The following is a 25,345-nucleotide window of genomic DNA, read 5'->3' as shown; positions in this document are numbered from 1 at the left end:
CCGGCTACTTAGGGTTCACCCATTCATCGCGAGCCGTCGCTGCAGGCGTCCGACAGGTGGAAGAACAGGAGGTCGCGCGCGGTCAGAGCCGCCGGCGCCGGACCAGGACCGCCGCAGCGGCCAGCGGACCGAGGGTCCAGCCGACCAGCGAGGCGACCAGTAGCCCCGGCGAGAGGCTCGTCGTGGCGAGCGCGGCCGCGAAGCCGCCGCCGGCGGTGGTGCCCAGCTGGCTCAACACGAGCACCCGGAAGACGCTGGCCGGGTTCAGCAGGACCAGGCCGGTCAGCGCCGCGTCGGGGAGCTCGAAGGCTGCGACGACACCCATCGCGAGCAGGTCGAAGACGAGGACGAACCACACCCAGACCAGCAGCGCCAGCCCGAGGGCGTGGGTCTTCTCGCGGGCGACCGTCGAGACGAGCAGCGCGATGGCGAGGAAGACTCCGCCGACCGCGACGACGCCGCCGAGGAAGGCGACGAAGGCCCCCCAGTGGGCGGCGCCGAACTCCCGGAGCAGCAGGAAGCCGACGACGCCGAAGCCGACGACCGTCGACCCGGCCAGGACGACCGCGCGGCCGAGGAACGTCCCGACGACGACCCGGGCCCGCGAGACGGGCAGCGAGAAGACGACCTCGAGCCACCCCTGCTCGTGGCGGCCGACGACGGCGTCGTAGCCGAACGCCAGCGCCGCCAGCGGCACGAGGTAGACGGCGAGGCTCGTGAGGCTGGCGACGACCCGCTGCATCCCATCGGGGCCGACGGCCGACCCGCTGAAGGTCGCCAGCATCGCGCCGAACAGCGCGAACAGGCCGGCGAGCGCCAGCGCCCAGCGGCTCCGCATCGACAGCCGGTACTCCGTGACGGCGACGGTGCCGACCTGCCGCAGTCGCGGCCACTCCCGGCCGGTCGACGCTGCCTCCTGGGCGGTCGCGTAACCGCCGTCCGGCCGGGCGTCCTCGACGGGCTCCGCGCCCGGCTGCTCGCGGTCGGTCATGCGTCCACCTCCGCGAGCGCGCTGTGGAAGGCGGCGTCCAGCCCGTCGCGCTCGACGGTCACGTCCGCGAGGTCGACGCCGGGTTCCAGTTCGGCGAACAGCGCCGGGACGTCGCCGGCCGGACACCGGACGGTGACGGTGCCGGCGGTGGCCGAGGCCGATCCGAACTCGGCGGCCGTCGCGACCACGTAGTCGACCTCGGCGGCGTCGGCGGGCCGCACCCGGACCGTCACCTCGTCGGTGTCGACGAGGTCCGCGACGGTCCCCTCCGCGAGGACGCGGCCCCGGTCGAACAGGGCGACGCGGTCGCAGAGGCGCTCGATCTCCGAGAGGACGTGCGAGGAGAGGACGACGGTCGCCCCCGTCTCGGTCCGGACCCGGTCGACGATGCCGTGGAACTCGGCGACGCCGCGGGGGTCGAGGCCCGCGGTCGGCTCGTCGAGGACGAGCACCGACGGCCGGGGCAGGACGGCGGCCGCCAGCCCGAGCCGCCGGCGCATGCCGTTGGAGTACCCCGAGACGGCGCGGTCGGCCTCGGACGCCGAGAGGCCGACCATCTCGATGGCCTCGTCGATGCGGCCGTCAGTCGGCAGCCCGCGCATCCTCGCGTGGAACGCCAGCACCTCGCGGCCGGTGAGCGCCGGCGGGAAGCCGACGTGCTCCGGGAGGTAGCCGACGCGCTCGCGCAGTTCGACGCCGGCGTCGGCGACGTCGCGGTCGCCGATGGTCAGTCGCCCGGCGTCCGGCCGGTCGAGGCCGACGAGCAGCTTGAACAGCGTCGTCTTGCCGGCGCCGTTCGTCCCGAGGACGCCGAAGGTCGAACCCGCAGGTATCTCCAGCGACAGCCCGTCGAGGGCCGTCACGGACCCGTACGCCTTCCGTACGTGCTCAGCGTGTATCTGCATAGTTCCTCCAGTCGTGGGGTGGTTCGACCAGCGGCTGCCGGTCGACGATGCCGGGCGCCTCCACGACGGGGAAGGAGCTCTCGGCCAGCCGCACCGCGTCGAAGGCGGGGCTGTCGGCGAACACCGCGGCCTGGGGGTGCTCGGCGACGACGTGCTCGACCATCCCGGCCGGGCGGTGCCGCACCTCGCTGGCGCCGTCGCCGTCGAGGTCGGCCGTCCGGGCGCCGGACCAGTAGTTCCCGCGGTCGGTCCCGTTCCAGGTCTGGACCCGCTTGGTCGTCGTCACGACGGCGTCGTCGTTGTGGACGAAGCTGTTGCCGACGACCGACTGCCCGCGGCTGTCGGCGGTGCTGTGGATCCCGACGTCGTTCCGGAGCAGGAGGTTCCCCTCCAGCCGGCTGTCCTGGGTGTTGTAGACGTACAGCCCGTGGCCGTTCTCGACGAGCACGTTGCCGCGGACGGTCGAGCGCTCGATGTCCTTCAGCAGGACGCCGTGGCCGCTGGTCCCGTCGTTGCGCGCCGCCGTGTTGTTCTCGACGACCAGGTCGTCGCTGACCATCAGCGCGTAGCCGACGTCGTTGTCGACGGCGGTGTTGTTCGACAGCCGGTTATCGTCGGAGTACATGAAGTGGACGCCGTAGCGGTTGTCCCACATCGTGTTGTCCTCCGAGACGATGCCCGTCGCCCACGAGTAGTAGATGCCGTCGCGGACGTCGGTGATCTCGTTGCCGCGGACGACGGTGTCCTCGGTCTCCCAGAGGTTGATGCCGTTGCCGCGGTCGGTGCGGCGCTCGACGTCCTCGCGGCCCTCGATGCGGCTGTCCGCGACGGTGACCTCGTCGGCGCCGTCGATCCAGACGCCGAAGGTGATCTCCGAGAGGTAGAGGTCCCGGAGTTCCGTCCGGTCGGCGCTCCCCGCGAGGAAGACACCGGCGTCCTCCGCCCCGGAGTCGTAGCCGGAGTTCCGGAGCCAGAGACCGTCGACGGTGACGTTCTCGCCGGCGACCGTCAGGACCCGCCCCTCGCCGCCGCCGTCGACGACGGCGCCCGCCTCGGTGGTGATCGTCACGTCGCTGGCGTTCACCGTCAGCCGCTCGTCGAAGCGGCCGTCCAGGACGACCGTCTCGCCGGGTTCGGCGGCATCGATCGCCGCTTGTGCGCTGTCGAATGTCCGGTCGCCGACCCTGGCGGTCGCCTCGTCGGCGACCGCCGGCGCCTCGTACTCGCGGTCGACGTCCAGGTCGAAGGCCTCCTCGTCGTCCGCGGCGGGCGCCGCGACGGCGAACGGCGCGACGGCCGCCGCCACGAGCATCGCGGCGACGACCAGCGGGAACGCGGCCTCCAGGCGACCGACGGCTCGGTCCACGGCTCAGTGCCCCCCTCGTCGGTTCTCGGCGACGAGCGCCTCGACCCGCCGGCGGACGTCGACCGTCCGCTCGCGGGCCGTCGCCGGCAGTTTGCGGACCCGCTCCGGCAGGCCCCGGACGATGTCCGGCAGGTCGCCGAACGTGGCGTCGGTGTCGCGGGCGAGGAACGCCGCGACGAGCAGCAAGACGGCCAGTGCGGTCAGGTAGCCGCCGGGACCGAACCACGCGAACCCGCTGATGTTGGCGACCTCGTAGCTGCCGAGCACCGGCGGGGTGAACTCCTCGACGCCGCGCAGCGGCGCGTCCGGGTCCAGCGAGTGGCCGGCCTGGTAGAGCCGGTACTGGATGAGCGCGAACATCGCGGTGAACGTCGCGACGGTGCCGACCAGCTGGGCTGTCAGGCCGAGCTTCAGCTTCCGGACGGTCGGCGCCAGCGCGACGAACACGCCGGCGGCCGCGACGGCGACGAACGCCACCGGCCCGAGGATCCACTCCGGCACGCGGATGGACTTCTCGTGGACCGGGAAGTTCGGCTCGACGTACACCGGGTCCGGGTAGTAAAACCCGACGTACTTGTTCAGCGAGTGGACCTCGGCGTAGTCGCCGCCCATCCGCGGGTAGGCGTACAGCTCGATGGCGAGGGCCTCACCCGGGTACTGCGGGGCAGTCAGCGTGATGCGCCACATCGGCAGCGCTAGCGCCACCAGCAGCAGTCCCGCTGCGATGAGGGGCAGTCCCCGCCGGAGTTCCGTGAAGCGAGCGAGCGACGACTTCATACGTCAGTCCCTCGGCTCGACGAGCAGTCGCGAGCGCATCTCCAGGTGGAGTGCACTGCAGAAGAACCCGCAGTACATCCAGTAGACCCCCGGCTGGTCGGCCTCGAAGGTGACCGTCGTGGTCTCCTGGGGCGCCATCTTGATGTTGATGTCGTACTCGGGGATCACCAGCGAGTGGAGGATGTCGCTCGTCGTCTCGATGTTCGTCACCGTCATCTCGACGGTGTCGCCCTCCTTGACGGTGACCTCGGGGAAGCCGAACTCGTTGCGCATCGAGTACATCTTCACCTCGACGCGGTCGTCGGCGACCCGCTCGACGGACTCGTCGCCCGCGGCGACGAACTCCTCTTGGTCCTCGCGGTCGTAGGTCTTCGCGGGATCGATCTTCGACTTGTGGACGATGGAGGCGTCGTGGGGCTCCGCGTAGGACGGCTTGTCCTTCACGAGCTGCATCCCCTCCTCGTCGTCGCCGATGTAGATCAGCTGGTCGTTCTCGGGGTGCATCGGCCCGACGGGCAGGAACCGGTCCTTCGAGAGCTTGTTCAGCGAGATGAGCCAGTCGCCCGCCGGGTCGGCCGTGTAGGACTCGCTGGCGATGAGGTGTCCCGGGTTGTAGTGGACGTCGATCTTCTCGACGACCGGGTCCTCGCTGCCCAGGTCGGCGTCGACGGCGGCCTCGATGTCCCACTTGACGACCTGCGAGTCGATGAACAGCGTGGTGTACGCGTGCCCGCGGCCGTCGTAGGCGGTGTGCAGCGGCCCCATGCCGAGCCGCGGCCGGCCGACGACGGCCTCCTCGGGGTCGGAGACCTCGTCGAGGGCCGCGATGTCGATGACGGTGGCCGTCGGGTCGAGCTTGCCGCTCGCGATGGCGTACTCGTTGTCCGGCGTGACGCTGACCCCGTGGGGGCTCTTCGGCGTCGGGATGTACTTCACGACCGGCTCGTCGCCGCTGTTCAGCGGGCTGTCCTTCCGGCCGTCGACGACCGGCACCTCGCCGATGATCTCGTAGTCGCCGGCCTCGACGGCCGCCTCGATGGCGGGGATGTTGAACGCCTTCACCATGTCGCGGTCCGACTGGGTCATCTCGGACTCGGTGACCCCTCCCTCGCTGTTGTAGCCGGTGGTGAAGAACCACTTGCCCTCCTTGCCACCGTCCCCGTTGTCCATGTTCCCGTCGACCAGGACCTCCCACTCGACGTTCATCGTCTCGGGGTCGATCGCGGCGAAGACGGAGCCGTACTCGTCGGGGTCGTCGAGGTCGCGCCCGTCGTTCTCCAGCGGGACGCGGAACTCGCCGACGCCGATGACGTACTTGGTGTCCGGGAGGACACAGCAGGCCCCGTGGGTCCCCTGCTGGTTCGGGATGTCGACGATGGCGTCCGTCTCGAAGTACTTCAGGTCGATCCGGGCCATCCGGCCGTTGGCCTTGTCGTTGACGAAGGCCCAGCGGCCGTCGTAGTCGTTGTCGGTCTGGCTGACGCGCGGGTGGTGGGTGTCACCCCAGGAGTAGCCGCCCGCCTCCTCGAGCATCTCGCGGCTGTCGTCGTCGTAGCCGTAGCCGCGGGCGCTCTCGTGGTTGAACACCGGGATGCGCATGATCTCGCGCATCGACGGCAGCCCGAGGACGCGGATGTCCCCGGAGTGGCCGCCGCTGAGGAACGCGTAGTACTCGTCGAGTTCGCCCGGCGGGACGTGGGCGTCAGCGGAGCCGGTCGTCGCGTCCGCACCGCCGCGGTTCAGGACGTCGGTACAGCCGGCCAGGCCGCCGACGGTGCCCGCGACGGCGCCCGCCTTCATGAAGTCCCGGCGGTCGAGGTTCAGCTGCGGGAGCAGCATCTCGGTGTCGTGTTCGTCGGTCTCGGTCCGCTCGGCCGCGTCGGTGGGTTCGTGGTTGCTCATGGTTTGTCGGGTCGGTCGGTGGTGCTACAGGTGGGCGTAGCGACCCCGAACGTATACCCCCCGAAGCCGAGTCCCGGGGGCTGAGACCTGCTCGAACATGTTCGGCCGGAGGCTGAGGAGACCCCGAACGGCGGACTTCAGGCGCCCCCGAGCCGCTCCGAACCCGACCGGGGAGCCGACGGATTCCCAGCAGCTGGGACCGCGCTCACCCCCTTTTCTGGGTTCTTCGCGTACCCACGCGTATGCCCCTGGCACAGCTCAGCGTCGACCTCCCCGAGGGGACCTGGATCCGCGACGTCTCGACCGACCACCCCGAGGCGACGGTCCGCGTCCTCGCGGCGATGCCCGGCGACGACGGCGTCGGCTTCGCGCTCCTGCAGGTGACCGCCCCGGAGATGGAGGCCGTCGTCCGCGCGATGGCCGAACACCCCGCGATGACCGACCTCGAGCCACTGCAGCGCTCCGGTCAGCAGGTCATCGTCCAGATCGAGACGACGGCGCCGCTGCTGTTGCTGTCGGCGCAGGCCTCCCGGATCCCCATCGAGCCGCCCGTCGTCATCCAGGACGGCGTCGCGAACGTCGAGGTGCGGGCCTCCAACGACCGGCTCTCCGAACTCGGCGACCAGCTGGAGGCGTTCGGCCACTCCTTCACCGTCGACGCCATCCACGACGAGGCCGACCCCGAGCAGCTGCTCTCGCCGCGGCAGCGCGACCTCCTGCTGTCCGCCGTCGAGGCGGGCTACTACGACACGCCCCGGGAGTGCTCGCTGACCCAGCTCGCGGAGGACGCGGGCATCGCGAAGTCGACCTGCAGTGAGACGCTCCACCGCGCCGAGGGACTCGTCGTCCGACGGTTCGTCGAGCGGCACCTCGTCGCGCCCGAACGTGTTCGAGAGAACGACCACCCGGGTCCGGAGGCGAACTAGGCGCATGCCCGCCGACGTGACGGGTCCGACCAGGACGCTGGACGTGCGATCGCTCGAGTCGCCGCCCTACGACGCCGTCGTCGCCGCCCTCGGCGACCTCGGCCCCGGCGAGACGGTCGAGATCGTCGCCGGCGCCGCACCGGTGCCGCTGTACGACGCCCTCGATCGGAACGGCTGGATCTACGAGTCCGTCCGCGTCGCACCCGACGTGTGGCGCGTCCGCGTCACGGCGCCGGGCACCGAACGACGCGACGACCGGGACGGCGAGACCGGACGCTCCCGGGAGCGACGCCGTCCGAGAACCGACCGACCGCCTCGACCGACCCACCCCTGACATGTCCGATACACTACTCGACGTCCGCGACGTACCGCCCGCCGACCGCCACCCGAAGATCCACGACGCGTTCGAGGACCTCGCGGCCGGCGAGACGCTCACGATCGTCAACGACCACGAGCCGAAGCCCCTGTTCTACGAGTTCGCCGCCGAGGTCGAGTCGTTCGACGCCGAGGGTTACGACGTCGAGCGACGAGCACCGGACGAGTTCGTCGCCAGTTTCCCGAAGAAGTAGCGCCGCGTTCCCACCGCTCGCGTAGCGATTCTCCGCCGCCCTCACCGCCAGACGACGGTCACGACGCCCGCGTCGACCTCGACGGTGTCGTACTCGTATCCCCGGTCGTCGAGCTTCGGGTACAGGAGTTTCGGCTCGCGGTCGTTCAGCTGGACGAGCACCGTCTCTGCGTCGAGTTCGGGGAGCCGTTCGAGCGTCTGCGTGAGCGGCTCCGGCGGCGGGAGTTCGCGGGCGTCGTGCAGTTCGAAGGGGGCGGTCCGCCGGCACGTCGAGGGCCTCGCGCCACTCCGCGACCGGCAGGTCGTCGGCGTCGGTCGTCGTGCGGGACATACCCGACTCGAGGGTCCCGTCGGTCCAGAGCCTTCCCCCGAACAGGTTCGGCCGGTCGCGCGCGCCGCGGCCGAACAGGTTCGGGGCCGGACACTCGGTGGCCGGGCGCGAACGTCGAGGTATGACTCCAGCGGACCACCGCCGAGCACCGTGCGACGAGCGACGCATCGATCCCGGGCGTCGGCTATGACCACGAGCGAACGAGCCCCGACGTGCCCGCCGTCGCCGCGGGCGGTCGACACCGACGAGCGGCCGTTCGTCCTCGTCTGGGAGGTGACCCAGGCCTGCGAGCTCGCCTGCGACCACTGCCGCGCGGACGCCCGACCCCACCGCCACCCCGGGGAACTGTCGACGGAGGAGGGCAAGCGACTGCTCGACGAGGCCCGGGCGTTCGGCGAGGGGCAGCTGGTCGTCCTCTCCGGCGGGGACCCGATGGTCCGCGACGACGTCGTCGAACTGGTCGAGTACGGCGCCGACCTGGGCCTCCGGATGACGCTCACGCCCAGCGGCACCGAGCGGTTGTCCGCCGACGACGTCGACGCGCTCGCGGACGCCGGCCTCCGGCGGATGGCGCTCAGCATCGACGGCCCCGAGACCGTCCACGACCTCTTCCGCGGGGAGGTAGGGAGCTTCGAGCGGACCGTCGAGGCCGCGGAGGCCGCCCGCGTGGCTGGCCTCCCGCTGCAGATCAACACCACGGTCTGCGAGGCGACCGTCGAGTCGCTGCCGGCGGTCCGGGAACTGGTGGCGGACCTCGGCGCCGTCCTCTGGTCGGTGTTCTTCCTCGTACCGGTGGGGCGCGGCCGGGTCCTCGAGAGCGTCTCCCCGGAGCGCGCCGAGTCAGTCCTGGAGTGGCTCGCTACCGTCTCGGGGACGGCTCCCTTCGGCGTGAAGACCACCGAGGCACCCCACTACCGCCGGGTCTCGATGCAGCGCGACCGCGACGCGACGGCCGCACCCGACGCGGACGACGTCGGCCGCCGGAGCGGCATCGTCGCCGGCGACGGGTTCGCGTTCGTCTCCCACACCGGCGAGGTGTACCCTTCCGGGTTCCTGCCGGAACCGGCGGGCGACGTCCGCGAGGAGTCGCTGCCCTCCATCTATCGGGAGTCGGACATGTTCGAGCGGCTCCGCGACCGCGACGCACTGCGCGGGAAGTGCGGCGCCTGCGAGTACCGCCACGTCTGCGGCGGGAGCCGCTCGCGGGCCTACGCGGCGACCGGCGATCCCCTGGCCAGCGACCCGCTCTGCGCGTACCTCCCCGAAGGATACGACGGACCGCTCCCCAGAGATGACCGCTGAAACGCCGCGACCGTTCTCGGTCCGGGAGGTGGTGCCGTGAGCGCCATCCCCGGCGGTCTCTCGACCGAGCGGGGGCCGCCGATGACCGTCCCGCTGGTCCACTTCCTCGTCGGCTTCGCGTTCCTCGCGGGCGCGCTCGTCCTGGCCGGATACGCGGGGCTGGCCGACGCGCCGGCCGTCGCGACGGCCGCGCTCCACCTCCTGCTGGCCGGCTGGGTCGGCGTCACCATCCTCGGCGCAATGACGCAGTTCGTGCCCGTCTGGTCCGGCGTCGACCTCCACTCTCGACGGCTGTCCGTCGGCCAGCTGTGGCTCGTCGCGGCCGGCGTCCCACTGCTCGTCGCCGGGATGGCCACCGGCCGTCCCCGGCTCCTCGTGGTCGGCGGCGTCGTCGCCATCGCGGGCTTCTGGCTGTTCGCGTACAACCTCGCGCGGACGCTCGCCGCGGCGCGGCCGCTGGACGTCACGGAGTTCCACTTCGCGTGGACGCTCGGCTTCGTCGTGCTCGCGACGGGCGTCGGCCTCGCGCTCGCGGCCACCTACGCGGGACTCGTCGCGCCACCGGTCGACCCGTCGGCGCTCCGTGCGGCCCACGTCACGCTGGCCGTCTTCGGCGTCGTCCTGACGACCGTCTTCGGCGCGCTCTACCAGCTCGCGACGATGTTCACCCAGACCGACCTCGGAGCGTTCGAACGACGCCTGCAGACCGTCGAGACCTACGGCTACCCCGTCGGCGTGCTCGCGCTGGCCGGCGGCCGACTGTTCGGGGCGACCTGGCTCGGCCGCGCCGGCGCCCTTCTCGTCCTGGTCGCCGCCGCCTGCGTCGCGGTCGTCCTCGCTCGCCGGCTCCTCGAGACGCGAGTCGGTCTGACGCCGATGCTCCGGCGCTACGGGCTCGTCGCGGTCGCGCTGGCCGGGTGGGTCGCGCTCACCGCTCCGGCGTGGCTCGTCGCGCCGACCGACCCGACGACGGTCCTCGGTCCGGCGGGCGCCGACAGGCTCCTCCCGCTCGGCGTCGTCGGCCTCGTCGTCGTCGGGTCGCTGTACCACGTCGTCCCGTTCGTCGTCTGGGTCGGCCGGTACAGCGACCGTCTCGGCCGCGACCCGGTGCCGATGGTCGACGACCTCTACGAGGCGCGGGTCGCCCGCGTCGACCTCGTGGCGACGACCGCCGGGATCGGCCTGCTCGTCGCGGCACCAGCGACGACGGTCCCGGGCGCGGCGGCCGCCGGGTTCGGCCTCCTCGGTCTCGGGGTCCTCCTCGTCGTCGCGAACCTGCTGTCAGTGCTGGCGCGTCACGGACCGTCCGCGCCGTCGTTGCTGTCGGCGCTCCGACCGGTCTGACTCGCCCCGTCTCGGAGTCGGCCGTTCACGTCGTCGCTGGCCTGGTGCATCGGGTGGAGCCTGACCCGGACCAGGTCGTACTCGTGGCGATGCGACAGGTCGTTCCACGCCCGGAGCGCGCCGCGCGCCAGGGAGTCCGCCTGCGGGCAGAACGGCGTCGTCGGCGTGAACTCCGCGCGGAGGACGCCCGCCGACTCCCGGGCGTACCGGAGGCCGGCGTCCGGGTGCCGGGCGTCGAGGTTCAGGCGGGCGAGGTTGTAGCCGAACGTCACGTCGTAGACGCCGCGCTCCTCGAACAGCCGCGCCGTCAGCCGGTGGAACGCCGAGTGCTCGCGGCCCTCGAGGACCGGGTAGTCCCGGAGGAACGGCCCCGGCTCCGGGAGTCGGTCGGGGCAGAACTCGTCGTAGCGGTCGAAACCCGCGTCGGTCCGGCGGAACTGGAAGGGCATCAACGAGCCGTAGGGTCGCCGCTCGACTACGGTTTGCGGCGAACATCTTCGGGACAGCGGCCTTGCCGGACACGGCCGGACCCCGCGTATGGTCGAACGACCCGACCGAGACCGCGTCGACGACGGGGACCGCGCCCCCAGGGGCCGCGAGTGGGAGGTCTTCGTCAGGGAGTCCGCCGGCGAACCGCTCCATCACGCCGGGAGCGTCCGCGCCCCGACTCCCGACGACGCACACGACCTCGCCTCGCGGCTGTTCGCCTGGTACGCGAGCGACCTGTGGATCTGTCCGTCGGCGGCGGTCTCGCGGTACACGAGCCACGACCTCGCCGAGGAGCGGCGGCCGGCGTCCGACCCGACCGGCGAGGAGCCCCGGACGCGGGAGTGGTCCTGACGATGATCTCCGTCAGCACGCTGCTCTGCGGCCACGACGCCGGCGGCAACCGGCTCCGCTACGACGTCGACACCGGGAGCGCCGACCCGGTCTCGGCGGCCCCGCAGCGGCGACCGGTCGTCGTCTGGAACACCACGAACCGCTGTAACCTCGAGTGCGTCCACTGCTACGCCGGCGCGGGCCCCGAGCCGCGGAGCGACGAACTGTCGACGGCCGAGGGCAGGCGCCTGCTGTCGGACCTCGCCGACTACGGCGTCCCGGTCGTGCTGTTCTCCGGTGGCGAGCCGCTGGTCCGCGACGACCTCCTGGAGCTGGTCGCCCACGCCGCCGACGAGGGGCTCCGACCCGTGCTGTCCACCAACGGGACGCTGCTGACGCGGGAGCGAGCCCGACGGCTGAAGGACGCCGGACTGGCCTACGCCGGCGTCTCGGTGGACGGGCTGCCGGAGCGCAACGACGCGTTCCGCGGGGTCGAGGGCGCCTTCGACGCGGCCGTCGAGGGCATCGAGGCCTGCCTGGACGTCGGCCTCAAGACCGGCCTCCGGTACACGGTGACCGGCGAGAACGTCGACGACCTGCCGGGCGTCGTCGACCTCCTCCGGGACGTCGGCGTCGACCGCTTCTGCTTCTACCACCTCGCCTACAGCGGCCGGGGCGCCGACCTCGGCTCGGTGGACCTCGACGACGGGCGGCGCCGCGAGGTCGTCCGCACCGTCTGCGACCGGACCGTGGCTTCCCACCGCGACGGCGACGGCATCGAGACGCTGCTGGTCGGCAACTACGCCGACGCCGCCTTCCTCGTCGAGTACGCCCGGGAGACCTTCGGCGAGGAGACCGCCCGGCGGGTGTACGAGCGGCTCCGCCGGAACGGCGGCGACCCGGCCGGCGAGCGCGTGGCGGCCGTCGACTGCCTCGGCAACGTCCACCCCACGCAGTTCTGGCGCTCCTACAGCCTCGGCAACGTCCGGGACCGACCGTTCGGCGAGATCTGGAGCGACGAGTCGAACCCGCTGCTGTCGACGCTCCGCGACCGCCCGGCGAGCCTGACGGGCAAGTGCGCCGACTGCCGCTACCGGGACGTCTGCCGTGGCGGCTCCCGGTTGCGCTCGCTGGCGGTCGGCGACGGCCTCTTCGGCCCCGACCCGCAGTGTTACCTCCGCCCCGAGGAGCGACAGGGAAGTCGGCCGACAGTCGGCGCGGACTGACGGACGTCGGCGAACATGTTCGGGACGGCGGGTTTCTCTCTCCGGGACGTACGTCCGGGTATGAGCACCGACGAGCGCACCGGGACCGACGCCGAGGACGCCCGCGACGCCGACGGGACGAGACGGTGGACGTCCGCTGTACGGGGCACGTCCGCACCGAGATCGGCCGCAAGCAGCTCGACTTCACCTTCGAGGGCGAGACCCTCCGGGCGTTCCTCGACGCGTTCTTCGCCGAGTACGACGTCGCGGACCTCCTCATCGCGGAGACCGAGGACGAGGCGACCGCCCACGGCTGGGTGCCGACCGAGGACGACCCGCCGGGGACCTGGAAGAAGAACCCCGAGGGCGAGCAGACCCGCGCGTTCGCCAGGGTCGCCGTCAACGGCCGGTTCAACGAGCACCTCGAGGGGCTCGACACTCCCCTGACCGACGGCGACCGCGTCGCGCTCATGTACCCCTTCATCTTTTGCTGCTGACCGCCGTCGGTCGTGACGGATGAGCGCGGCCACCGTCTCGCGCTGGACGCGGCTGTTCGTCGCCGCCAGCGTCGCGTGGTTCGTCGTCTGGCAGGTCGGCGTCGCCCTCGGTGCCGGCCGCCGGTTCGCGGTCGTCGTCGGCCTCCAGGGCTTCGTCTTCCACGTCGTCTTCGGGAAGGCCTACTCGCTGGTGCCGTCGTACTTCGACCGGGAGCTGGCCGTTTCCCACGCGCCGGCGGTCCACCTCCCGCTGGCTGCCGGCGGGACCGCCGCGCTGGCGGTCGACGCCGCCGGCGGTCCGGACTGGGGCGGCGCGGGCGCGGCGGCCTGGGCGCTCGGCTGTGCGGTCCTCGTCGGCGCCCTCGCCTACAGCGTCCGCGACAACCTCACCGGCCGCGAGACCGGGACCGCCGAGGCGAAGGCCGACCGCCGCCCGGTCGACCGCTTCGCCAACGCCTTCGTCCCCGTCGCGCTCCTCTACGTCCTCCTGGGCGCCGCGCTCCCGGCGCTGGCCGCGGTCGGCGTCGACGCGCCGCTGCCCGCCGCCGGGCCGCCCGTGACGCACCTGCTGGCCGCCGGCGGCGCGGCGCTGCTGCTCTTCGCCGTCGGCTTCCGGCTGCTCCCGCGGTTCCTCGTCGTCACGCCGCGGCGATCACTCGTCGCGGTCGTGCTCCCCGCGGCGGCTGCCGGACCGATCCTGCTGGCGACGTACTTCCTCGACGGCCGGCCGTTCGTACTCGGCGCCGCCCTCCAGGCCGTCGCGCTACTCGGGTTCACCGCGGCGTACCTCGACATGTTCCGGCGGAGCGACCGGCGGCGAATCGGGCTGTACGTAGTCGGCGTGGCAGTCTGCTACGGCGCCGTCGTTGCCCTCCTGGGCCTCCACATGGCGACGGCGGGCGTCGACGCGAGGGTGGCTGAGGCCCACGCTCGCGTCGCGCTGCTCGGCTTCCTCGGCCTGGCCATCGTCGGCGTCAACTACCAGTTCTACCCGCCGGCCGTCGCGACGGTCCGCCGGGTCGACGACCGGACCGCGGCCGCGGCGGTCGCGCTGCTCGCCGCCGGGCTCGGCGCCGAGGTGATCGGACTGCTCGCCGGCGTCGACGCTGCCGTCCTCGTCGGCCGGTGGGTCGCGGTACTCGGCGCACTGGTCCACGCGGCGGTTCTGGGCGTAGTCTTCGCGGAACGCGGCTTCTGAATCAGGGCGCCGGGAGCCTGGGTTCGACGTCGGCCTCCCGGTTGCGGACGAGCGACCAGCCGAGCAGCAGGAACCCGAGGGCGATGCAGACGCTCTGGACGGTGACGCCCACGAGGAGCGGCGCGACGCCGGACTGGTGGAGCAGGCCGCCGAGCAGCGTGCCCGCGGTGATGCAGCCGAGGCCGACGGTGAGCGCCCGGAGCGACCGCGAGCCCGTCCGTCGGTGGGCGCGGAACGCCAGCAGCGTGACGAAGCCGCCGGCGACCAGCGTCGCCGTGTTGGCCGCGACGATGGCCAGCTGGAGCTGTTCCGGGGTCACGGTCCACCCTCCGTAGCGTCCGCGGGCTGAGTCGTGTGCATACCGCAACTTGCCCGGACGGAGCCTTCAACGGTACACCGGTGTCTCACTCGGTGGGAGGCCCCCGAACACGGTCGCGTGGCGAACACGTTCGCCTCGCCGGGTCCACGGGATAAGCAGCGGGGGGTGTCCCAGCGCGTGGGACCAGCGTCCCCTGTTTATCCACGTTCGCCGGTTACGCTGAAGTGTACCATGAACGGCACCAATCGACGAACCTTCGTCAAGCTCGCCGCAGCGTCTGCCGTGGCACCGGCCGTCGCCGGCTGTACCGGCGGCAGCGGCGGCAACGGGAACGGCGACGACGGCACCGACGGCGACGACGGCACCGACGGCGGGAACGGCGGCGGCGGTGGCGACGTCCCCGGCGAGATCGACGACTACCTCTCCGGCGCCAACGAGTACGACGGCTCCCTCGCCGACCACACCGGCGAGAGCGAGGTGACCGTCGAGGTCGGCGGCGGCCCCAACGGGCTGGCCTTCGCCCCGGCGGCGATCCGGATCGACAGCGGCACCACCGTCGTCTGGGAGTGGAGCGGCGCGGGCGGGGCCCACAACGTCGTCGACGAGGACGGCGGCTTCGAGAGCGACCTCTACAGCGACGAGGGCGAATCGTTCGAACAGACCTTCGACGAGGCGGGGAACGTCCGCTACTACTGCAACCCGCACAAGAGCTCCGGCATGCGCGGCGGCATCGTCGTCGAGTAACCCGGACCACCGTTATCCCACTCCTTTCTCCGCAGCCCGGTCCGAGAGGGCCAGCCCCGTCCGCCCCGAACATCTTCGGGGCCGAAGCGATGGCCGTCGGTCGCCTACCGTCGCCCGTGCCGAACGTAACATCGCTGTCGGACCTCGAATCGACCCCGCACGCGAACCTCTTCCCCGGCGACGAGCCGAAGACGATCAGGCTCTCCCTCGGTGCGGGCGAGGCCGTCCCCCCGCACCGCCACCCGGATCGGCAGATCGTGCTGCACCTCCTCGAGGGGACCGTCGAACTGGCGCTCGGCGACGACGTCCACGAACTCGAGGCGGGCGAGGTGATCCGCTTCGACGGCGACCAGGAGATATCGCCGACCGCCGTCACCGACGCGACGGCGCTGCTCGTCCTCGCGCCCAGGGTCGACGACTGAGCAGTCGACCGACCGCAGGTGCCATATCCCGTGGGTCCCGACGGACAGTCGTGACCCCGGACCACGAGAACGCTGGCTACGAGCGGCTGTTCGGCGGCGACGGCCTCACCTTCGGGACCGGGTTCCCGTTGACGGGCGTCCGGGAGTCCCGGCCAGACGTCGACCGCGAGATGGCGCTGGCGGCCCACGCCGAGTCCGTCGGCTTCGACGCGCTGTGGGCCCGCGACGTACCGCTGTACTGGCCCCGGTTCGGCGACGCGGGCCAGACGTTCGATCCCTGGACCTGGCTGGGCCACGTCGCGGCCCACACCGACGGGGTCGCGCTCGGCACCGCGAGCGTCGTCCTCCCGGTCCGCCACCCCGTCCACGTCGCGAAGGCGGCCGCCGGCCTCGACCGGCTCTCCGAGGGGCGGCTCGTCCTCGGCGTCGCGACGGGGGACCGCGACCCCGAGTTCGACGCCTTCGACGTCGACCGCGAGGCCCGCGGCGAGCTGTTCCGCGAGCACGTCGACCTGCTCCGGACGCTCTGGCGCGAGGACTTCCCCGAGGTCAAGGGCTCGTGGGGCCGGCTGGACGGCGACCTTGACCTGGTGCCGAAGCCGACCGCCGAGACCGTCCCGCTGCTGCCGACCGGCCACGCCCGGCAGACCGTCGACTGGATCGGGGCGAACGGCGACGGCTGGCTGTTCTACCACCTCCCGAAGGACACCCTCGAGTCGTACCTCGAGGACTGGCGGGCGGCGGCCGGCGGGAAGCCCTACGCCATGGCGGTCCGGACGGAACTCGCCGACGACCCGGCGGCCGACCCCGAGCACGTCCACCTCGGCTTCCGCGCCGGCAGCGACTGGTTCGTCGACTACTTCCGGGAGCTCCAGGCGCTGGGCGTCGACCACGTGCTCGTCTCGACGGGGGGAGATGACCCCGAACGCGAACTCACCCGCTTCGCCGAGGAGGTAGTCGAGCAGGTGTAGCGGCGGGCGAGCGAAGAACAGATCGACACGACTTCACGTCACAGTTGCGGCAGCGAGTCCGGAGCCGGAAACGAGAACGTATCGGGAATGGAATCGGAATCGGGACCGCAGCTAGCCGCCACTGAGACGGCGAATGCGGCCCTCATTCGAGAGGGCCGCAGTCGACTTCACTCGAGGTCGAAGCGGTCGAGCTTCATCACCTTGCTCCACGCCTCGACGAAGTCGTCGACGAGCTCCTCCTCGCCGTCCTCGGAGGCGTAGACCTCCGCGATGGCGCGGAGCCGGGCGTTCGAACCGAACACGAGGTCCACGCGGGTCGCGGTCCACTCGAGTTCGCCCGTCTCGCGGTCGATCACCTCGTAGATGTCGTGGTCGTCCGACGGCGCCTCCCAGCCCATGATGTCCTGGTGCTCGGAGGGGTCCTCCGCGGGCTCCCACTCGTAGTCCATGTCGAGGAGGTTCACGAAGAAGTCGTTGTTCAGCGTCTCCGGCTCGTCGGTGAAGACGCCGAGCTCGGAGTCCTTGTAGTTCGCCTTCAGCGCGCGCATGCCGCCGACCAGGGCCGTCATCTCGTTGGGCTTCAGGTCCAGCAGGTCGGCCCGGTCGACCAGCAGCTCCTCGGCCGACTGCTCGTGGCCGCTGCCGAGGTAGTTGCGGAAGCCGTCGGCCTGGGGCTCCAGCGCCTCGAAGGACTCGACGTCGGTCTGCTCCTGGGAGGCGTCGGTCCGCCCCGGTTCGAAGGGGACCTCGACGTCGTAGCCGGCGTCAGCCGCGGCCTTCTCGACGGCCGCGTTGCCGCCGAGGACGATGAGGTCGGCCAGCGAGACGCGCTTGTCGTCGGTCCGCGAGCTGTTGAACTCCTCCTGGATCCCCTCGTAGGTCTCGAGGACCGCCTCCAGCTGCTCGGGGTCGTTGACCTCCCAGCTCCGCTGGGGTTCGAGGCGGATGCGGGCGCCGTTCGCCCCGCCGCGCTTGTCGCTGTCGCGGTACGTCGACGCCGACGCCCAGGCGGTCTTGACCAGCTCAGAGACCGAGAGGTCCGAATCGAGGATCGTCTCCTTGAGCTCGTCGATCTCCGCGTCCTCGATCAGCTCGTAGTCCGCGTCCGGGATGGGGTCCTGCCAGAGCATCTCCTCGTCGGGAACCTCCGGGCCCAGGAACCGCTCCGGCGGACCCATGTCGCGGTGGATGAGCTTGTACCACGCCTTCGCGAAGGTCTCGCGGAACTCGTTGGGGTCCTCCCGGAAGCGCTCGATGATCTCCCGGTACTCGGGGTCGCGCTTCAGGGCGACGTCCGTCGTCAGCATCATGACGTCCTCCTTCTCGTCGGGGTCCTCGGTGCCCGGGGCGACGCCTTCGAGCGAGCCGTCCGTCGTGGTCCACTGCCAGGCGCCACCCGGACCTCGCTCGGGCTCCCACTCGTTGTCGAGCAGGTTGTTCAGGTAGCCCATGTCCCACTGGGTCGGCGTGGCGTTCCACGGCCCCTCGATGCCGCTGGTGATGGCGTCGGACCCCTTCCCGGAGCCGTGGCTGCTCTCCCAGCCGAGGCCCTGCGATTCGATGGGGGCGGCCTCGGGCTCGGGCCCCATGTGCTCGTCGGGGTCCTCGGCGCCGTGGACCTTCCCGAACGTGTGGCCGCCGGCGATGAGCGCGGCCGTCTCCTCGTCGTTCATCGCCATCCGGCTGAACGACGTCCGGATGCGCTCGGCCGACCACTCGGGGTCCGGTTCGCCGTTCGGTCCCTCCGGGTTCACGTAGATGAGCCCCATCACGGTCGCGGCGAGGGGCTCCTCGAGTGCGTCCTCGTCGTCGAAGCGCTCGGAGGCCTCCCACTCGGTCTCGGGGCCCCAGTCGACAGCTTTGTCGGGCTCCCACTCGTCCTCGCGGCCGCCGGCGAAGCCGAACGTCTCGAAGCCCATCGACTCCAGGGCGACGTTGCCGGCCAGGACGATGAGGTCGGCCCACGAAAGCTTCCGGCCGTACTTCTGCTTGACCGGCCACAGCACCCGCCGGGCCTTGTCGAGGTTCGCGTTGTCCGGCCAGCTGTTCAGCGGCGCGAACCGCTGGGTCCCACCCGAGGCGCCGCCCCGCCCGTCGCTGGTGCGGTAGGTGCCGGCGCTGTGCCACGCCATCCGGATGAAGAGCGGCCCGTAGTGGCCGTAGTCGGCCGGCCACCACTCCTGGGACGTGGTCATCACGTCCTCGATGTCGGACTTTACCTCATCGAGGTCGATTTTCTGGAACTCCTCCGCGTAGTCGAAGTCCTCGCCCATCGGGTCGCTCGTGTGCCCGTTCTGGTCGAGGATCTCCAGGTCCAGCCGATTCGGCCACCATTCCTCATTGGAACCACTCATGGTTGTGAGGTTGTGGTTTAGCGTGTTAATATTGTCGGAATCGGGAAGGAATTCTTCACTCACCCAAAGGCATCTATCGAAACAAGGAAGACCCGCAGCGATGGACGAGACGCGGTATTCGGCTCGGCGCCGTCGATATCCTGCGTATCAGCTAGATTCGTCGCGTCGACATTTCTATCTGACGCCGGAATCGGCCCGGAGAACCAGCCCGCGTCAGTCGTCGGCTGCGCCGTGGGCCGCCGCGTCCGCGTTCGAAGCCGTCGCGTCCTCGGTCGACGGCCTCGCGCGGACGTACGAGAGGAAGTTGTCGAAGACGGTCGTCGCCTCGCGGGCGGCGAGGTAGTTCTCGCGGTCGATGCCCTCGAGGACCCGCTCGCGGCGCGCCGCGGGCAGTTCGTCCTTCGAGGACGCCACCCGTTCGGCCATCGCCCGGTCGTACTCGGGATGGAACTGGACGCCGAAGACGTCGCCCTTCCGGAAGCCGTGGACCCCGTAGTCGTTCTCGGCGATCCGGCGCGCCCCCGCCGGGAGGGCCGCGACCGTATCCGAGTGGCTCGTGAAGACGGTGAACGTCTCCGCCACGCCGTCGAAGAGCGGCGCGTCGCCGTCGTGTTCGACCGTCCGGTAGCCGATCTCGTACTCGTCCATCGGTTCGACCGACCCGCCGAGGGCGTCGGCGAGCAGCTGGTGGCCGAAGCAGACGCCGAGGAACGGGAGCCCGCGCTCGACGGCCGACGCGGTCCACTCCCTCAGTTCGGCGATCCAGGGCTCGTCCCAGTAGACCGACGCGCGCGACCCGGTGACGATGCAGGCGTCGTACCGCTGACAGTCGGGATACTCGCCCGCGACGACGTCGTACTCGTCGAGGTCGGCGGCGATCTCCCGGTCGAAGTTCCGCCGCGTCTCGGTCGCGTCGTGCGCTGCGTTCAGGAGTGCGATACGGAGTCCCACGTTGTGTCACGGATGAACTGCCTATCGTATAAAGCCAGTACATAGGTACAATTCTGTCCAGAAGACGTTACCCATCTTCGCTCTTTTCCCCGCCTACTTGCCGAATCGGGACTCTTATCGAATTATTCCTGAAACATCTTCGAATCTGCCGCGGTGTCCTTCCCCTCGAACCCCGTCGCCGGACCGTCCCGAATCGAACGGCTCGATTCCTGAGTCGCTAGAAAACCCATTATACCTCCGTAACTGATACAGCAGTAATGTCGGAGAGCCTGTCCCGAGGGGAATCGGACGCCGCGGCCGGACCCGGAGCCGTCGGCGAACCCTCGGCGTGGGCCAGCGACCTGTTCGGCCAGTACGGTCCGTGCCCGAACTGCGGGACGGAGACCGTCACCTACTCCCGGGAGTTCGAGGAGAGCGACCTCGCCTGTTACACCTGCGGCCACTGGCTCAACGTCCACGAGACGACCGGCGGGGCCGATACTCGCGACCCGTCCGATTCGGACCCGTCAGCGGGTCGGAGGTTCGATTCTGCGGTCGGGAACCTTGGTCTCGTGGCGCTGCTGCGGAGGCTCCGCTCGCTGTTCTGATTTGCTTCGTCTCGTCCTCTAGCTGTAAGCACGGCTACCGAGTAACAATATCGCCCGGAACACTAACGTCCGACGTCACCCCAGGCAGCGTGCCTCGGTCGGTCGGCTAACCCTCGTGCCGGGCGGTTCTGTGGCCGTGTGGCCACCGAGACCGCAGGGCTGTTACCCTCCGGTCACGCGTGTCGCGCACCTGGGTTCTCCGCGCGGTCATCGCTGCCCTGACGGGCGACTCGGGCGGGGACTAATGGTGCGCACGCGGGGTAGGCGCCCGCCACCTAATCGTCTTTCGGCTGCCGGTCAGAGCGCGTAGTCGTCCTCGCGGATCTGGGCGTAGCCGCCGTTCCGGTAGCCGAGCTTCTTCCAGGCGTACTCGGCGAACAGCCGACCGCCGGTCGGGCCGGCCAGCAGCGCCCGCCACGGCGAGAAGCCCTCCTCGCCGCCGCCGACGGAGTTGATGAGCCCGAAGACGGTGTCCCAGTCGTCGGGTTCGTACCCCCGGACCATGTCCGCGAACACGCAGTTCCGGCGGACCTCGTCGCCGATTGCGCGGTGCCACTCCCGGTTGTAGGCGTCCATCGTGTCGCGGGCGGCCATCCGCCCGGCGATGTGGCCCGTCCGAATGGCGACGTGGTCGCCGCCCTCGTGGAACGCCGAGGTGGCGCCCATCGCGCCGCCGACCACGGCGACGTTCGCTTTGCGGTTGGTGACTCGATGGGTCGCGTCGAGGAGATGGGGTACGTCTCCGTGCCGCCGGATTTCCCGCGGTCCTCCAGCAGCGGGAAGTCCGCGAGGTCGTACTCGGGGTAGACCTGTGAGAGCAATCGTTCGATGTAGGTGCCGCCCTGGGGGACGCGCTCGTCCTCCGGGCGGAGCAGACTGTAGTCCTCGCGGTTCTCGACGTCCGCGAGGTCCATCCCGATGGGCATCGTCAGCCCCACGCGGGCGACGGTCCCGTCGTTCGGGAACACCCACGGGTAGGCGGTGTGGCCCGGCATGTACCCCCACCAGAACTTGATCCGGTCGGCCTCGAAGATTTCCTCCGGGAACTCCCGGTACTCCTGGTAGGCGATGTGGTTGGCGCGCCGTGACTCGAGTCCCTCCATCTCGCCGTCGTCGAGCCACTCCTGCAGGACCGTCCCGGTGATCGTCCGCTGGGGGCCGTCGGCGAGGACGAGGTAGTCCGCGCTGATCTCGGTGCCGTCCCGGAGGATGAGCACGTGCTCCGGCCGGCCGGTCAGCTCCGTCTCCACCTCGCCGACGGCGGTGCCGACGCGGTACTCCGCGCCGGCGCCCTCGGCGCGCTCCCGGAGCCAGTCGTCGAACCGGGCTCGATGGACCGTGAACCCGAAGTTCGGGTACGTCGAGCCGATACCGGTCTTCGAGACCTCCAGGGTCTCGCGGGGCCCGATGAACTCCGCCGCGTCGAGCTCCCGGTGCTTGACGCGCTCCGGGATGGGCTCGTCGAGGTCCATCAGGTCGACCCAGTAGTCGAGGATGCCGGCGGCGTCCGTCGAGTCCGGGCCGAGACCCTCCCGGTCGGCCCGGGGGACGCCCTTCTCGACGACGACGGTGTCGGCGCCCTCGCTGGCGGCCGCGTAGCCGGCCGCAGAGCCGGCCGGACCGCCACCGACGACCGCGACGTCTACGTGTTGCATACGGACCTCCGCGGATGGAAGGAGCATAAAACGCTTGATGGCCGCGCGCCGCCGCCGCGGTCAGTACTCGGGCGATTCCTCGCGGACGCCCTCTCGCTTGTTGACCACGCGCGCCCACACGAACAGGGCGTCGGAGAGCCGGTTGAGGTACGCCACGGCCGCGCCGTTGACCGGTTCGTCGTCCGCCAGGTCGACGGCGCGTCGCTCCGCGCGCCGGCAGACGGCGCGGGCGTGGTGGAGCTTCGAGCCGACGTCGCTGCCGCCCGGGAGGATGAAGCTCTGGAGGGGGTCCAGTTCGTCGTCGAAGACGTCCATCCAGTCCTCGAGCTTCTGGACGTGATGTTCCTCGACGTGGGGGGTGTCGGCGTCCTCGGCGTCGGGGTTGGCGAACTCCGCCTGGATGATGTGGAGGTGGTTCTGGACCGCCGCGAGCTTCTCGTCGACGTCGTCGTAGCCCGAGGGGCGGATCCGCCCGACGAGGCTGTTGACCTCGTCGACCGTCCCGTAGGCCTCGATCCGCGGGCTGGTCTTCGAGACCCGCGACATGTCCCGGAGGTCGGTCATCCCCTCGTCGCCGCGACCCGTGTAGATCTTCATGGCTCCGGATTCGGCTCCCGGGGGCTTATAGGTCGATGGCTACTCCGCGGCGTCCGGGTCGTCGGTCGAATCCGTCTCGTCGTCCGGTTCGGTCGCCCCGTCCAGCGCGGTCGGCGCGACGAAGAAGTACGCGAACACGGCGAAGGCGACGCCGAGCCCAAGTCCGTACTCGACGCCGAGCCGGAGGTCGCCGATCGCCAGTCCGCCGAGCGCCGTGAGGCCGAAGGCGAGCGCGAAGAACGTGGTCGCGCGGGCTAGGTCGTCCTGGACGAGGCTACTCATCGACGGCACTACGCGGCGCTGTCGGGTAAAGCGTGCGTTTCGAGAAAAGCGGGCTGCGTGGGTTACCCCGACCGATCAGGTCATGCCCTTGCCCTGCAGTTCGCGGGCGATGATCATCTTCTGGATCTCGGTGGTCCCCTCGTAGATCTGGGTGATCTTCGCGTCGCGGTAGAATCGCTCGACGTCGAAGTCGTCGACGTAGCCGGAGCCGCCGTGGATCTGGACGGCCTCGTTGGCCGTGTCGACGGCGACGCGGGAGGCGAACTCCTTGGCCATCGAGGCGAGCTTCGTCAGCTGGCCGTCGGAGTTGTCGACGGACCAGGCGGACTTGTACGTGAGGTTGCGGGCGGCTTCGGTCTCGGTGTGCATGTCGGCGAGCTTGTGCTGGATGGCCTGGAAGTCGCCGATCGGTCGGCCGAACTGCTCGCGTTCCTGGGCGTACTCCAGGGCGCGCTCCGCCGCACCCTTCGCGATGCCGACGGCCTGCGCCGCGACGCCCGTCCGGGTCGCGTCGAAGAACTGCATCTGCTGGAGGAAGCCCATGCCCTCCGTGCCGATGAGGTTCTCCTCGGGGACGCGGACGTCGTCGAGGATGAGCTCGGCCGTGTCGGACGCGCGGATGCCGAGCTTGCCGGTGATCTTGTCGGCCTCGAAGCCGTCCCGGTCGGCCTCGACGATTATCTGGCTGAAGCCGTTGTAGCGGCCCTCGGCGTCGGGGTCCGTCTTACAGAGGACGACGAAGTAATCGCCGACGGTCCCGTTCGAGATCCACATCTTGTTGCCGTTGATGACGTACTCGTCGCCGTCCTTCTCCGCGCGCGTCGAGACGCTGGAGACGTCCGAGCCCGTGTCCGGCTCGGAGATAGCAGCACCCGAGATGGCGTCGCCAGTCGCGATCGGCTCGAGGTACTCCTCCTTCTGATCCTCGGTGCCGAACTCGATGATGGCCTCGGTCCCGAAGCCGCTGGCAGTCAGACAGAACCCGATGCCAGGGTCGGCGGCGAACAGTTCCTCGACGATGATGGCCGTATCGAGGACGTCGTAGCCGGCGCCGCCGTACTCGATGGGGATCTGCGCACCGAGCATCCCGTTCTCGGCGGCCTTCTCGACGATGTCGTGGGGGTACTTCTCCTTCCGGTCGTACTCCTTGGCGACCGGCAGGATCTCGTTCTCGGCGAAATCCTGGACCGTCTTCTTCAGCTGTTTCTGCTCGTCGCTGAGCTCGAAGTCCATACCGGCACGTCCAGCCGGAGGTATAAAACACCAACTTTTCCTAACGACGTTTGCCGGCCGGAGGAACTACTCGAACAATGGTAGAAGGGTTCTCGAGCGTTTACACGGTCGTACAGTTCCGACCTGTTTCCCCGGCGCCCGGCGGGATCGCCGCCTTCCTGCCGACGGATCACTCGGTTTCGACGTACTGGTCTTCCCACTCCCGACGGGCCTCGATCTCCCGACGGCCGCGACGGGTCAACGTGTAGAAGTTCGTCCGCCGGTCGCGCTGTCCCTTCTCGACGAGTCCCTTGTCGACGAGGGTGTCCAGGTTCGGGTAGAGGCGACCGTGGTGGATCTCCTTCTCGTAGTAGTCCTCGAGTTCCTCCTTGATCGCGAGCCCGTGTGGGTCCTCCCGCCCCGTGATGACGTAGAGCAGATCGCGCTGGAATCCTGTCAGGTCGTGCATCGGTAAGTTCTATCTCGGTGTTACTGTCGAATTAGGTTAAATATATCGCACGCAACGCCGGTTTCACACCAACGAACCCACACCAGACCACTCCTCTGCCGAGTTTCCGGCCTGACTCCAGACGCTGAGAACGTGATAGAATACTAACCTTTGTTAGAAGATTGAAGTTTCGGTATACCTGTCTGACGGACCGGCCGAACGGCTCCTGAGACCGAGACAGACCCCCCTCTCACCGACGTAGATACCGCGAAGAACGGGAGTTCGTGACCAGAGCGCCGTAGAAGTCGTAACTCGAGGATGGCAGGACGATCTCGTAACTAACCGGGGTCGGTACTACGCAGTTAGATTCAGCGAGTGGAAAGCGGCCGACCGGTTGAAAAGTGCCGGTCGGACGCTTGCCGCCCTGAATTGGTCCCCGCTGACGCTTCGGCCCTCCAAGCGAAGCGTCACCTGAAACAAGTAGCTACCACCCTATAAATGTACCGACCCGGGCCGGTGTTTCAGATGTACTCCTCCTCGAGGACCCACCCGAGCGCACGCTTGTAGTAGGTGAACATCTGCCGGACGCCCTCGTGGTTCATGTCCTCATCGTCGAGCTCCTCTTTCAGGAATTCGTACTGCTCGCGGATCTCCTCTTCGTCTCGCATACCG

General features: G+C 70.1%; 28 protein-coding genes and 1 pseudogene. 13 read left to right on the top strand and 16 right to left on the bottom strand.

The annotated features are described in order from the left end of the window. Positions 1-82 precede the first annotated feature (82 nt). The 5 genes from HWV07_RS19225 to nosZ are packed head-to-tail and all read right to left on the bottom strand — an operon-like array spanning position 83 to position 5,941. Positions 83-991 (bottom strand): ABC transporter permease, encoded by a 909-nt coding sequence (locus HWV07_RS19225; RefSeq protein ID WP_178335875.1) that lies wholly within the window; start codon positions 989-991, stop codon positions 83-85. Next, entirely contained in the window at positions 988-1,896 is a 909-nt protein-coding gene (locus tag HWV07_RS19220) for an ABC transporter ATP-binding protein (protein WP_178335874.1), read from the bottom strand. The genes HWV07_RS19225 and HWV07_RS19220 overlap by 4 nt, the downstream gene beginning before the upstream one ends. Next, positions 1,880-3,208, bottom strand: a complete 1,329-nt coding sequence (nosD, locus tag HWV07_RS19215; protein WP_178336111.1) for a nitrous oxide reductase family maturation protein NosD — start codon at positions 3,206-3,208, stop codon at positions 1,880-1,882. Before nosD ends, HWV07_RS19220 begins: the two co-directional genes overlap by 17 nt. Positions 3,209-3,265: 57 nt before the next feature. Beyond that, positions 3,266-4,039, bottom strand: a complete 774-nt coding sequence (locus HWV07_RS19210) for a hypothetical protein (RefSeq protein WP_211694190.1) — start codon at positions 4,037-4,039, stop codon at positions 3,266-3,268. Between the two features lie 3 nt (positions 4,040-4,042). Further along, on the bottom strand, positions 4,043-5,941 hold the full coding sequence (gene nosZ, locus HWV07_RS19205; protein WP_178335873.1) for a TAT-dependent nitrous-oxide reductase: 1,899 nt from the start codon (positions 5,939-5,941) through the stop codon (positions 4,043-4,045). Between the two features lie 242 nt (positions 5,942-6,183). On the opposite strand from nosZ, the gene HWV07_RS19200 reads away from it, so the two are divergent. The 3 genes from HWV07_RS19200 to HWV07_RS19190 are packed head-to-tail and all read left to right on the top strand — an operon-like array spanning position 6,184 to position 7,436. Further along, positions 6,184-6,867: a helix-turn-helix domain-containing protein gene (locus tag HWV07_RS19200; protein ID WP_178335872.1), complete on the top strand. Its 684-nt coding sequence runs from the start codon at positions 6,184-6,186 to the stop codon at positions 6,865-6,867. 4 nt (positions 6,868-6,871) lie between these two features. After that, on the top strand, positions 6,872-7,201 hold the full coding sequence (locus tag HWV07_RS19195) for a DUF2249 domain-containing protein (protein ID WP_178335871.1): 330 nt from the start codon (positions 6,872-6,874) through the stop codon (positions 7,199-7,201). Between the two features lies 1 nt (position 7,202). Further along, a complete protein-coding gene (locus HWV07_RS19190; RefSeq protein WP_178335870.1) occupies positions 7,203-7,436 on the top strand; it encodes a DUF2249 domain-containing protein in 234 nt (77 codons plus the stop codon). A gap of 41 nt (positions 7,437-7,477) precedes the next feature. Here the strand turns inward: HWV07_RS19190 and HWV07_RS19865 are convergent, their stop codons facing one another. Continuing rightward, positions 7,478-7,915 carry a DUF2249 domain-containing protein gene (locus tag HWV07_RS19865; RefSeq protein ID WP_246279887.1) on the bottom strand — a complete coding sequence of 146 codons (438 nt, stop codon included), beginning with the start codon at positions 7,913-7,915 and terminating at the stop codon, positions 7,478-7,480. A 37-nt stretch (positions 7,916-7,952) separates the two neighbouring features. Between HWV07_RS19865 and HWV07_RS19180 the strand changes: the two genes are divergently transcribed. Together HWV07_RS19180 and HWV07_RS19175 are read left to right on the top strand one after the other, a co-directional pair. Next, positions 7,953-9,068, top strand: a complete 1,116-nt coding sequence (locus HWV07_RS19180) for a TIGR04053 family radical SAM/SPASM domain-containing protein (RefSeq protein ID WP_178335869.1) — start codon at positions 7,953-7,955, stop codon at positions 9,066-9,068. Positions 9,069-9,104: 36 nt separating this feature from the next. Beyond that, positions 9,105-10,412 (top strand): hypothetical protein, encoded by a 1,308-nt coding sequence (locus tag HWV07_RS19175; RefSeq protein ID WP_178335868.1) that lies wholly within the window; start codon positions 9,105-9,107, stop codon positions 10,410-10,412. On the opposite strand, the gene HWV07_RS19170 is transcribed toward HWV07_RS19175, so the two are convergent. Then, a complete protein-coding gene (locus HWV07_RS19170; protein WP_178335867.1) occupies positions 10,364-10,861 on the bottom strand; it encodes a DUF7998 family protein in 498 nt (165 codons plus the stop codon). The genes HWV07_RS19175 and HWV07_RS19170 overlap by 49 nt on opposite strands. An 88-nt stretch (positions 10,862-10,949) precedes the next feature. On the opposite strand from HWV07_RS19170, the gene HWV07_RS19165 reads away from it, so the two are divergent. The 4 genes from HWV07_RS19165 to HWV07_RS19150 all read left to right on the top strand — a co-directional run bounded on the left by HWV07_RS19165 (position 10,950) and on the right by HWV07_RS19150 (position 14,131). Continuing rightward, complete coding sequence (locus HWV07_RS19165) at positions 10,950-11,252, top strand: Htur_1727 family rSAM-partnered candidate RiPP (protein ID WP_178335866.1); 303 nt, start codon at positions 10,950-10,952, stop codon at positions 11,250-11,252. A gap of 2 nt (positions 11,253-11,254) precedes the next feature. Beyond that, positions 11,255-12,457 (top strand): TIGR04347 family pseudo-SAM/SPASM protein, encoded by a 1,203-nt coding sequence (locus HWV07_RS19160; RefSeq protein ID WP_178335865.1) that lies wholly within the window; start codon positions 11,255-11,257, stop codon positions 12,455-12,457. Between the two features lie 125 nt (positions 12,458-12,582). Then, positions 12,583-12,933, top strand: coding sequence for a MoaD/ThiS family protein (locus HWV07_RS19155; RefSeq protein WP_246279801.1), 351 nt, complete (start codon positions 12,583-12,585; stop codon positions 12,931-12,933). A 19-nt stretch (positions 12,934-12,952) separates the two neighbouring features. Next, on the top strand, positions 12,953-14,131 hold the full coding sequence (locus HWV07_RS19150) for a hypothetical protein (protein WP_178335864.1): 1,179 nt from the start codon (positions 12,953-12,955) through the stop codon (positions 14,129-14,131). Position 14,132: 1 nt separating this feature from the next. Here the strand turns inward: HWV07_RS19150 and HWV07_RS19145 are convergent, their stop codons facing one another. Beyond that, on the bottom strand, positions 14,133-14,450 hold the full coding sequence (locus tag HWV07_RS19145; RefSeq protein WP_246279800.1) for a DUF7521 family protein: 318 nt from the start codon (positions 14,448-14,450) through the stop codon (positions 14,133-14,135). Between the two features lie 231 nt (positions 14,451-14,681). On the opposite strand from HWV07_RS19145, the gene HWV07_RS19140 reads away from it, so the two are divergent. The 3 genes from HWV07_RS19140 (at position 14,682) to HWV07_RS19130 (ending at position 16,587) form a co-directional block, all read left to right on the top strand. Then, positions 14,682-15,194: a halocyanin domain-containing protein gene (locus HWV07_RS19140; protein WP_178335863.1), complete on the top strand. Its 513-nt coding sequence runs from the start codon at positions 14,682-14,684 to the stop codon at positions 15,192-15,194. Positions 15,195-15,310: 116 nt separating this feature from the next. After that, positions 15,311-15,616, top strand: coding sequence for a cupin domain-containing protein (locus HWV07_RS19135; protein ID WP_246279799.1), 306 nt, complete (start codon positions 15,311-15,313; stop codon positions 15,614-15,616). Positions 15,617-15,666: 50 nt separating this feature from the next. Continuing rightward, complete coding sequence (locus tag HWV07_RS19130) at positions 15,667-16,587, top strand: TIGR03571 family LLM class oxidoreductase (RefSeq protein ID WP_178335861.1); 921 nt, start codon at positions 15,667-15,669, stop codon at positions 16,585-16,587. A gap of 167 nt (positions 16,588-16,754) precedes the next feature. Here HWV07_RS19130 and katG read toward each other — a convergent pair whose 3' ends face one another. Beyond that, the gene (gene katG / locus HWV07_RS19125) at positions 16,755-18,941 is read right to left on the bottom strand and encodes a catalase/peroxidase HPI (RefSeq protein WP_178335860.1); all 2,187 of its coding nucleotides are present in this window, start codon (positions 18,939-18,941) and stop codon (positions 16,755-16,757) included. A gap of 213 nt (positions 18,942-19,154) precedes the next feature. After that, complete coding sequence (locus HWV07_RS19120; RefSeq protein WP_178335859.1) at positions 19,155-19,892, bottom strand: type 1 glutamine amidotransferase; 738 nt, start codon at positions 19,890-19,892, stop codon at positions 19,155-19,157. A 257-nt stretch (positions 19,893-20,149) separates the two neighbouring features. Between HWV07_RS19120 and HWV07_RS19115 the strand changes: the two genes are divergently transcribed. Beyond that, positions 20,150-20,479 (top strand): hypothetical protein, encoded by a 330-nt coding sequence (locus HWV07_RS19115; protein ID WP_178335858.1) that lies wholly within the window; start codon positions 20,150-20,152, stop codon positions 20,477-20,479. A gap of 297 nt (positions 20,480-20,776) precedes the next feature. Here HWV07_RS19115 and HWV07_RS19110 read toward each other — a convergent pair. The 6 genes and pseudogenes from HWV07_RS19110 to HWV07_RS19085 all read right to left on the bottom strand — a co-directional run bounded on the left by HWV07_RS19110 (position 20,777) and on the right by HWV07_RS19085 (position 25,341). Further along, a pseudogene (locus HWV07_RS19110) lies at positions 20,777-22,134 on the bottom strand (NAD(P)/FAD-dependent oxidoreductase). 60 nt (positions 22,135-22,194) lie between these two features. After that, positions 22,195-22,731 carry a cob(I)yrinic acid a,c-diamide adenosyltransferase gene (locus HWV07_RS19105; RefSeq protein WP_178335857.1) on the bottom strand — a complete coding sequence of 179 codons (537 nt, stop codon included), beginning with the start codon at positions 22,729-22,731 and terminating at the stop codon, positions 22,195-22,197. Positions 22,732-22,770: 39 nt separating this feature from the next. Next, positions 22,771-23,013, bottom strand: coding sequence for a hypothetical protein (locus HWV07_RS19100; protein WP_178335856.1), 243 nt, complete (start codon positions 23,011-23,013; stop codon positions 22,771-22,773). A 75-nt stretch (positions 23,014-23,088) separates the two neighbouring features. Further along, complete coding sequence (locus HWV07_RS19095; RefSeq protein WP_178335855.1) at positions 23,089-24,246, bottom strand: acyl-CoA dehydrogenase family protein; 1,158 nt, start codon at positions 24,244-24,246, stop codon at positions 23,089-23,091. Between the two features lie 169 nt (positions 24,247-24,415). After that, positions 24,416-24,694, bottom strand: coding sequence for a PadR family transcriptional regulator (locus tag HWV07_RS19090; RefSeq protein WP_178335854.1), 279 nt, complete (start codon positions 24,692-24,694; stop codon positions 24,416-24,418). 500 nt (positions 24,695-25,194) lie between these two features. After that, positions 25,195-25,341: a hypothetical protein gene (locus HWV07_RS19085; RefSeq protein WP_011323214.1), complete on the bottom strand. Its 147-nt coding sequence runs from the start codon at positions 25,339-25,341 to the stop codon at positions 25,195-25,197. Between the last annotated feature and the right edge of the window lie 4 nt (positions 25,342-25,345).

This window comes from Natronomonas salina (genome assembly GCF_013391105.1).
Classification (GTDB): domain Archaea; phylum Halobacteriota; class Halobacteria; order Halobacteriales; family Haloarculaceae; genus Natronomonas; species Natronomonas salina.
This window is presented reverse-complemented; position numbering and strand designations above follow the sequence as displayed.

Excerpts from the sequence above, each read along its gene's own strand:
- HWV07_RS19225 (WP_178335875.1), bottom strand. The coding sequence starts at position 991 with ATGACCGACCGCGAGCAGCCGGGCGCGGAGCCCGTCGAGGACGCCCGG.
- HWV07_RS19220 (WP_178335874.1), bottom strand. The coding sequence starts at position 1,896 with ATGCAGATACACGCTGAGCACGTACGGAAGGCGTACGGGTCCGTGACG.
- nosD (WP_178336111.1), bottom strand. The coding sequence starts at position 3,208 with ATGCTCGTGGCGGCGGCCGTCGCGCCGTTCGCCGTCGCGGCGCCCGCC.
- HWV07_RS19210 (WP_211694190.1), bottom strand. The coding sequence starts at position 4,039 with ATGAAGTCGTCGCTCGCTCGCTTCACGGAACTCCGGCGGGGACTGCCC.
- nosZ (WP_178335873.1), bottom strand. The coding sequence starts at position 5,941 with ATGAGCAACCACGAACCCACCGACGCGGCCGAGCGGACCGAGACCGAC.
- HWV07_RS19200 (WP_178335872.1), top strand. The coding sequence starts at position 6,184 with ATGCCCCTGGCACAGCTCAGCGTCGACCTCCCCGAGGGGACCTGGATC.
- HWV07_RS19195 (WP_178335871.1), top strand. The coding sequence starts at position 6,872 with ATGCCCGCCGACGTGACGGGTCCGACCAGGACGCTGGACGTGCGATCG.
- HWV07_RS19190 (WP_178335870.1), top strand. The coding sequence starts at position 7,203 with ATGTCCGATACACTACTCGACGTCCGCGACGTACCGCCCGCCGACCGC.
- HWV07_RS19180 (WP_178335869.1), top strand. The coding sequence starts at position 7,953 with ATGACCACGAGCGAACGAGCCCCGACGTGCCCGCCGTCGCCGCGGGCG.
- HWV07_RS19170 (WP_178335867.1), bottom strand. The coding sequence starts at position 10,861 with ATGCCCTTCCAGTTCCGCCGGACCGACGCGGGTTTCGACCGCTACGAC.
- HWV07_RS19165 (WP_178335866.1), top strand. The coding sequence starts at position 10,950 with ATGGTCGAACGACCCGACCGAGACCGCGTCGACGACGGGGACCGCGCC.
- HWV07_RS19160 (WP_178335865.1), top strand. The coding sequence starts at position 11,255 with ATGATCTCCGTCAGCACGCTGCTCTGCGGCCACGACGCCGGCGGCAAC.
- HWV07_RS19150 (WP_178335864.1), top strand. The coding sequence starts at position 12,953 with ATGAGCGCGGCCACCGTCTCGCGCTGGACGCGGCTGTTCGTCGCCGCC.
- HWV07_RS19140 (WP_178335863.1), top strand. The coding sequence starts at position 14,682 with ATGAACGGCACCAATCGACGAACCTTCGTCAAGCTCGCCGCAGCGTCT.
- katG (WP_178335860.1), bottom strand. The coding sequence starts at position 18,941 with ATGAGTGGTTCCAATGAGGAATGGTGGCCGAATCGGCTGGACCTGGAG.
- HWV07_RS19115 (WP_178335858.1), top strand. The coding sequence starts at position 20,150 with ATGTCGGAGAGCCTGTCCCGAGGGGAATCGGACGCCGCGGCCGGACCC.
- HWV07_RS19105 (WP_178335857.1), bottom strand. The coding sequence starts at position 22,731 with ATGAAGATCTACACGGGTCGCGGCGACGAGGGGATGACCGACCTCCGG.
- HWV07_RS19100 (WP_178335856.1), bottom strand. The coding sequence starts at position 23,013 with ATGAGTAGCCTCGTCCAGGACGACCTAGCCCGCGCGACCACGTTCTTC.
- HWV07_RS19095 (WP_178335855.1), bottom strand. The coding sequence starts at position 24,246 with ATGGACTTCGAGCTCAGCGACGAGCAGAAACAGCTGAAGAAGACGGTC.
- HWV07_RS19090 (WP_178335854.1), bottom strand. The coding sequence starts at position 24,694 with ATGCACGACCTGACAGGATTCCAGCGCGATCTGCTCTACGTCATCACG.
- HWV07_RS19085 (WP_011323214.1), bottom strand. The coding sequence starts at position 25,341 with ATGCGAGACGAAGAGGAGATCCGCGAGCAGTACGAATTCCTGAAAGAG.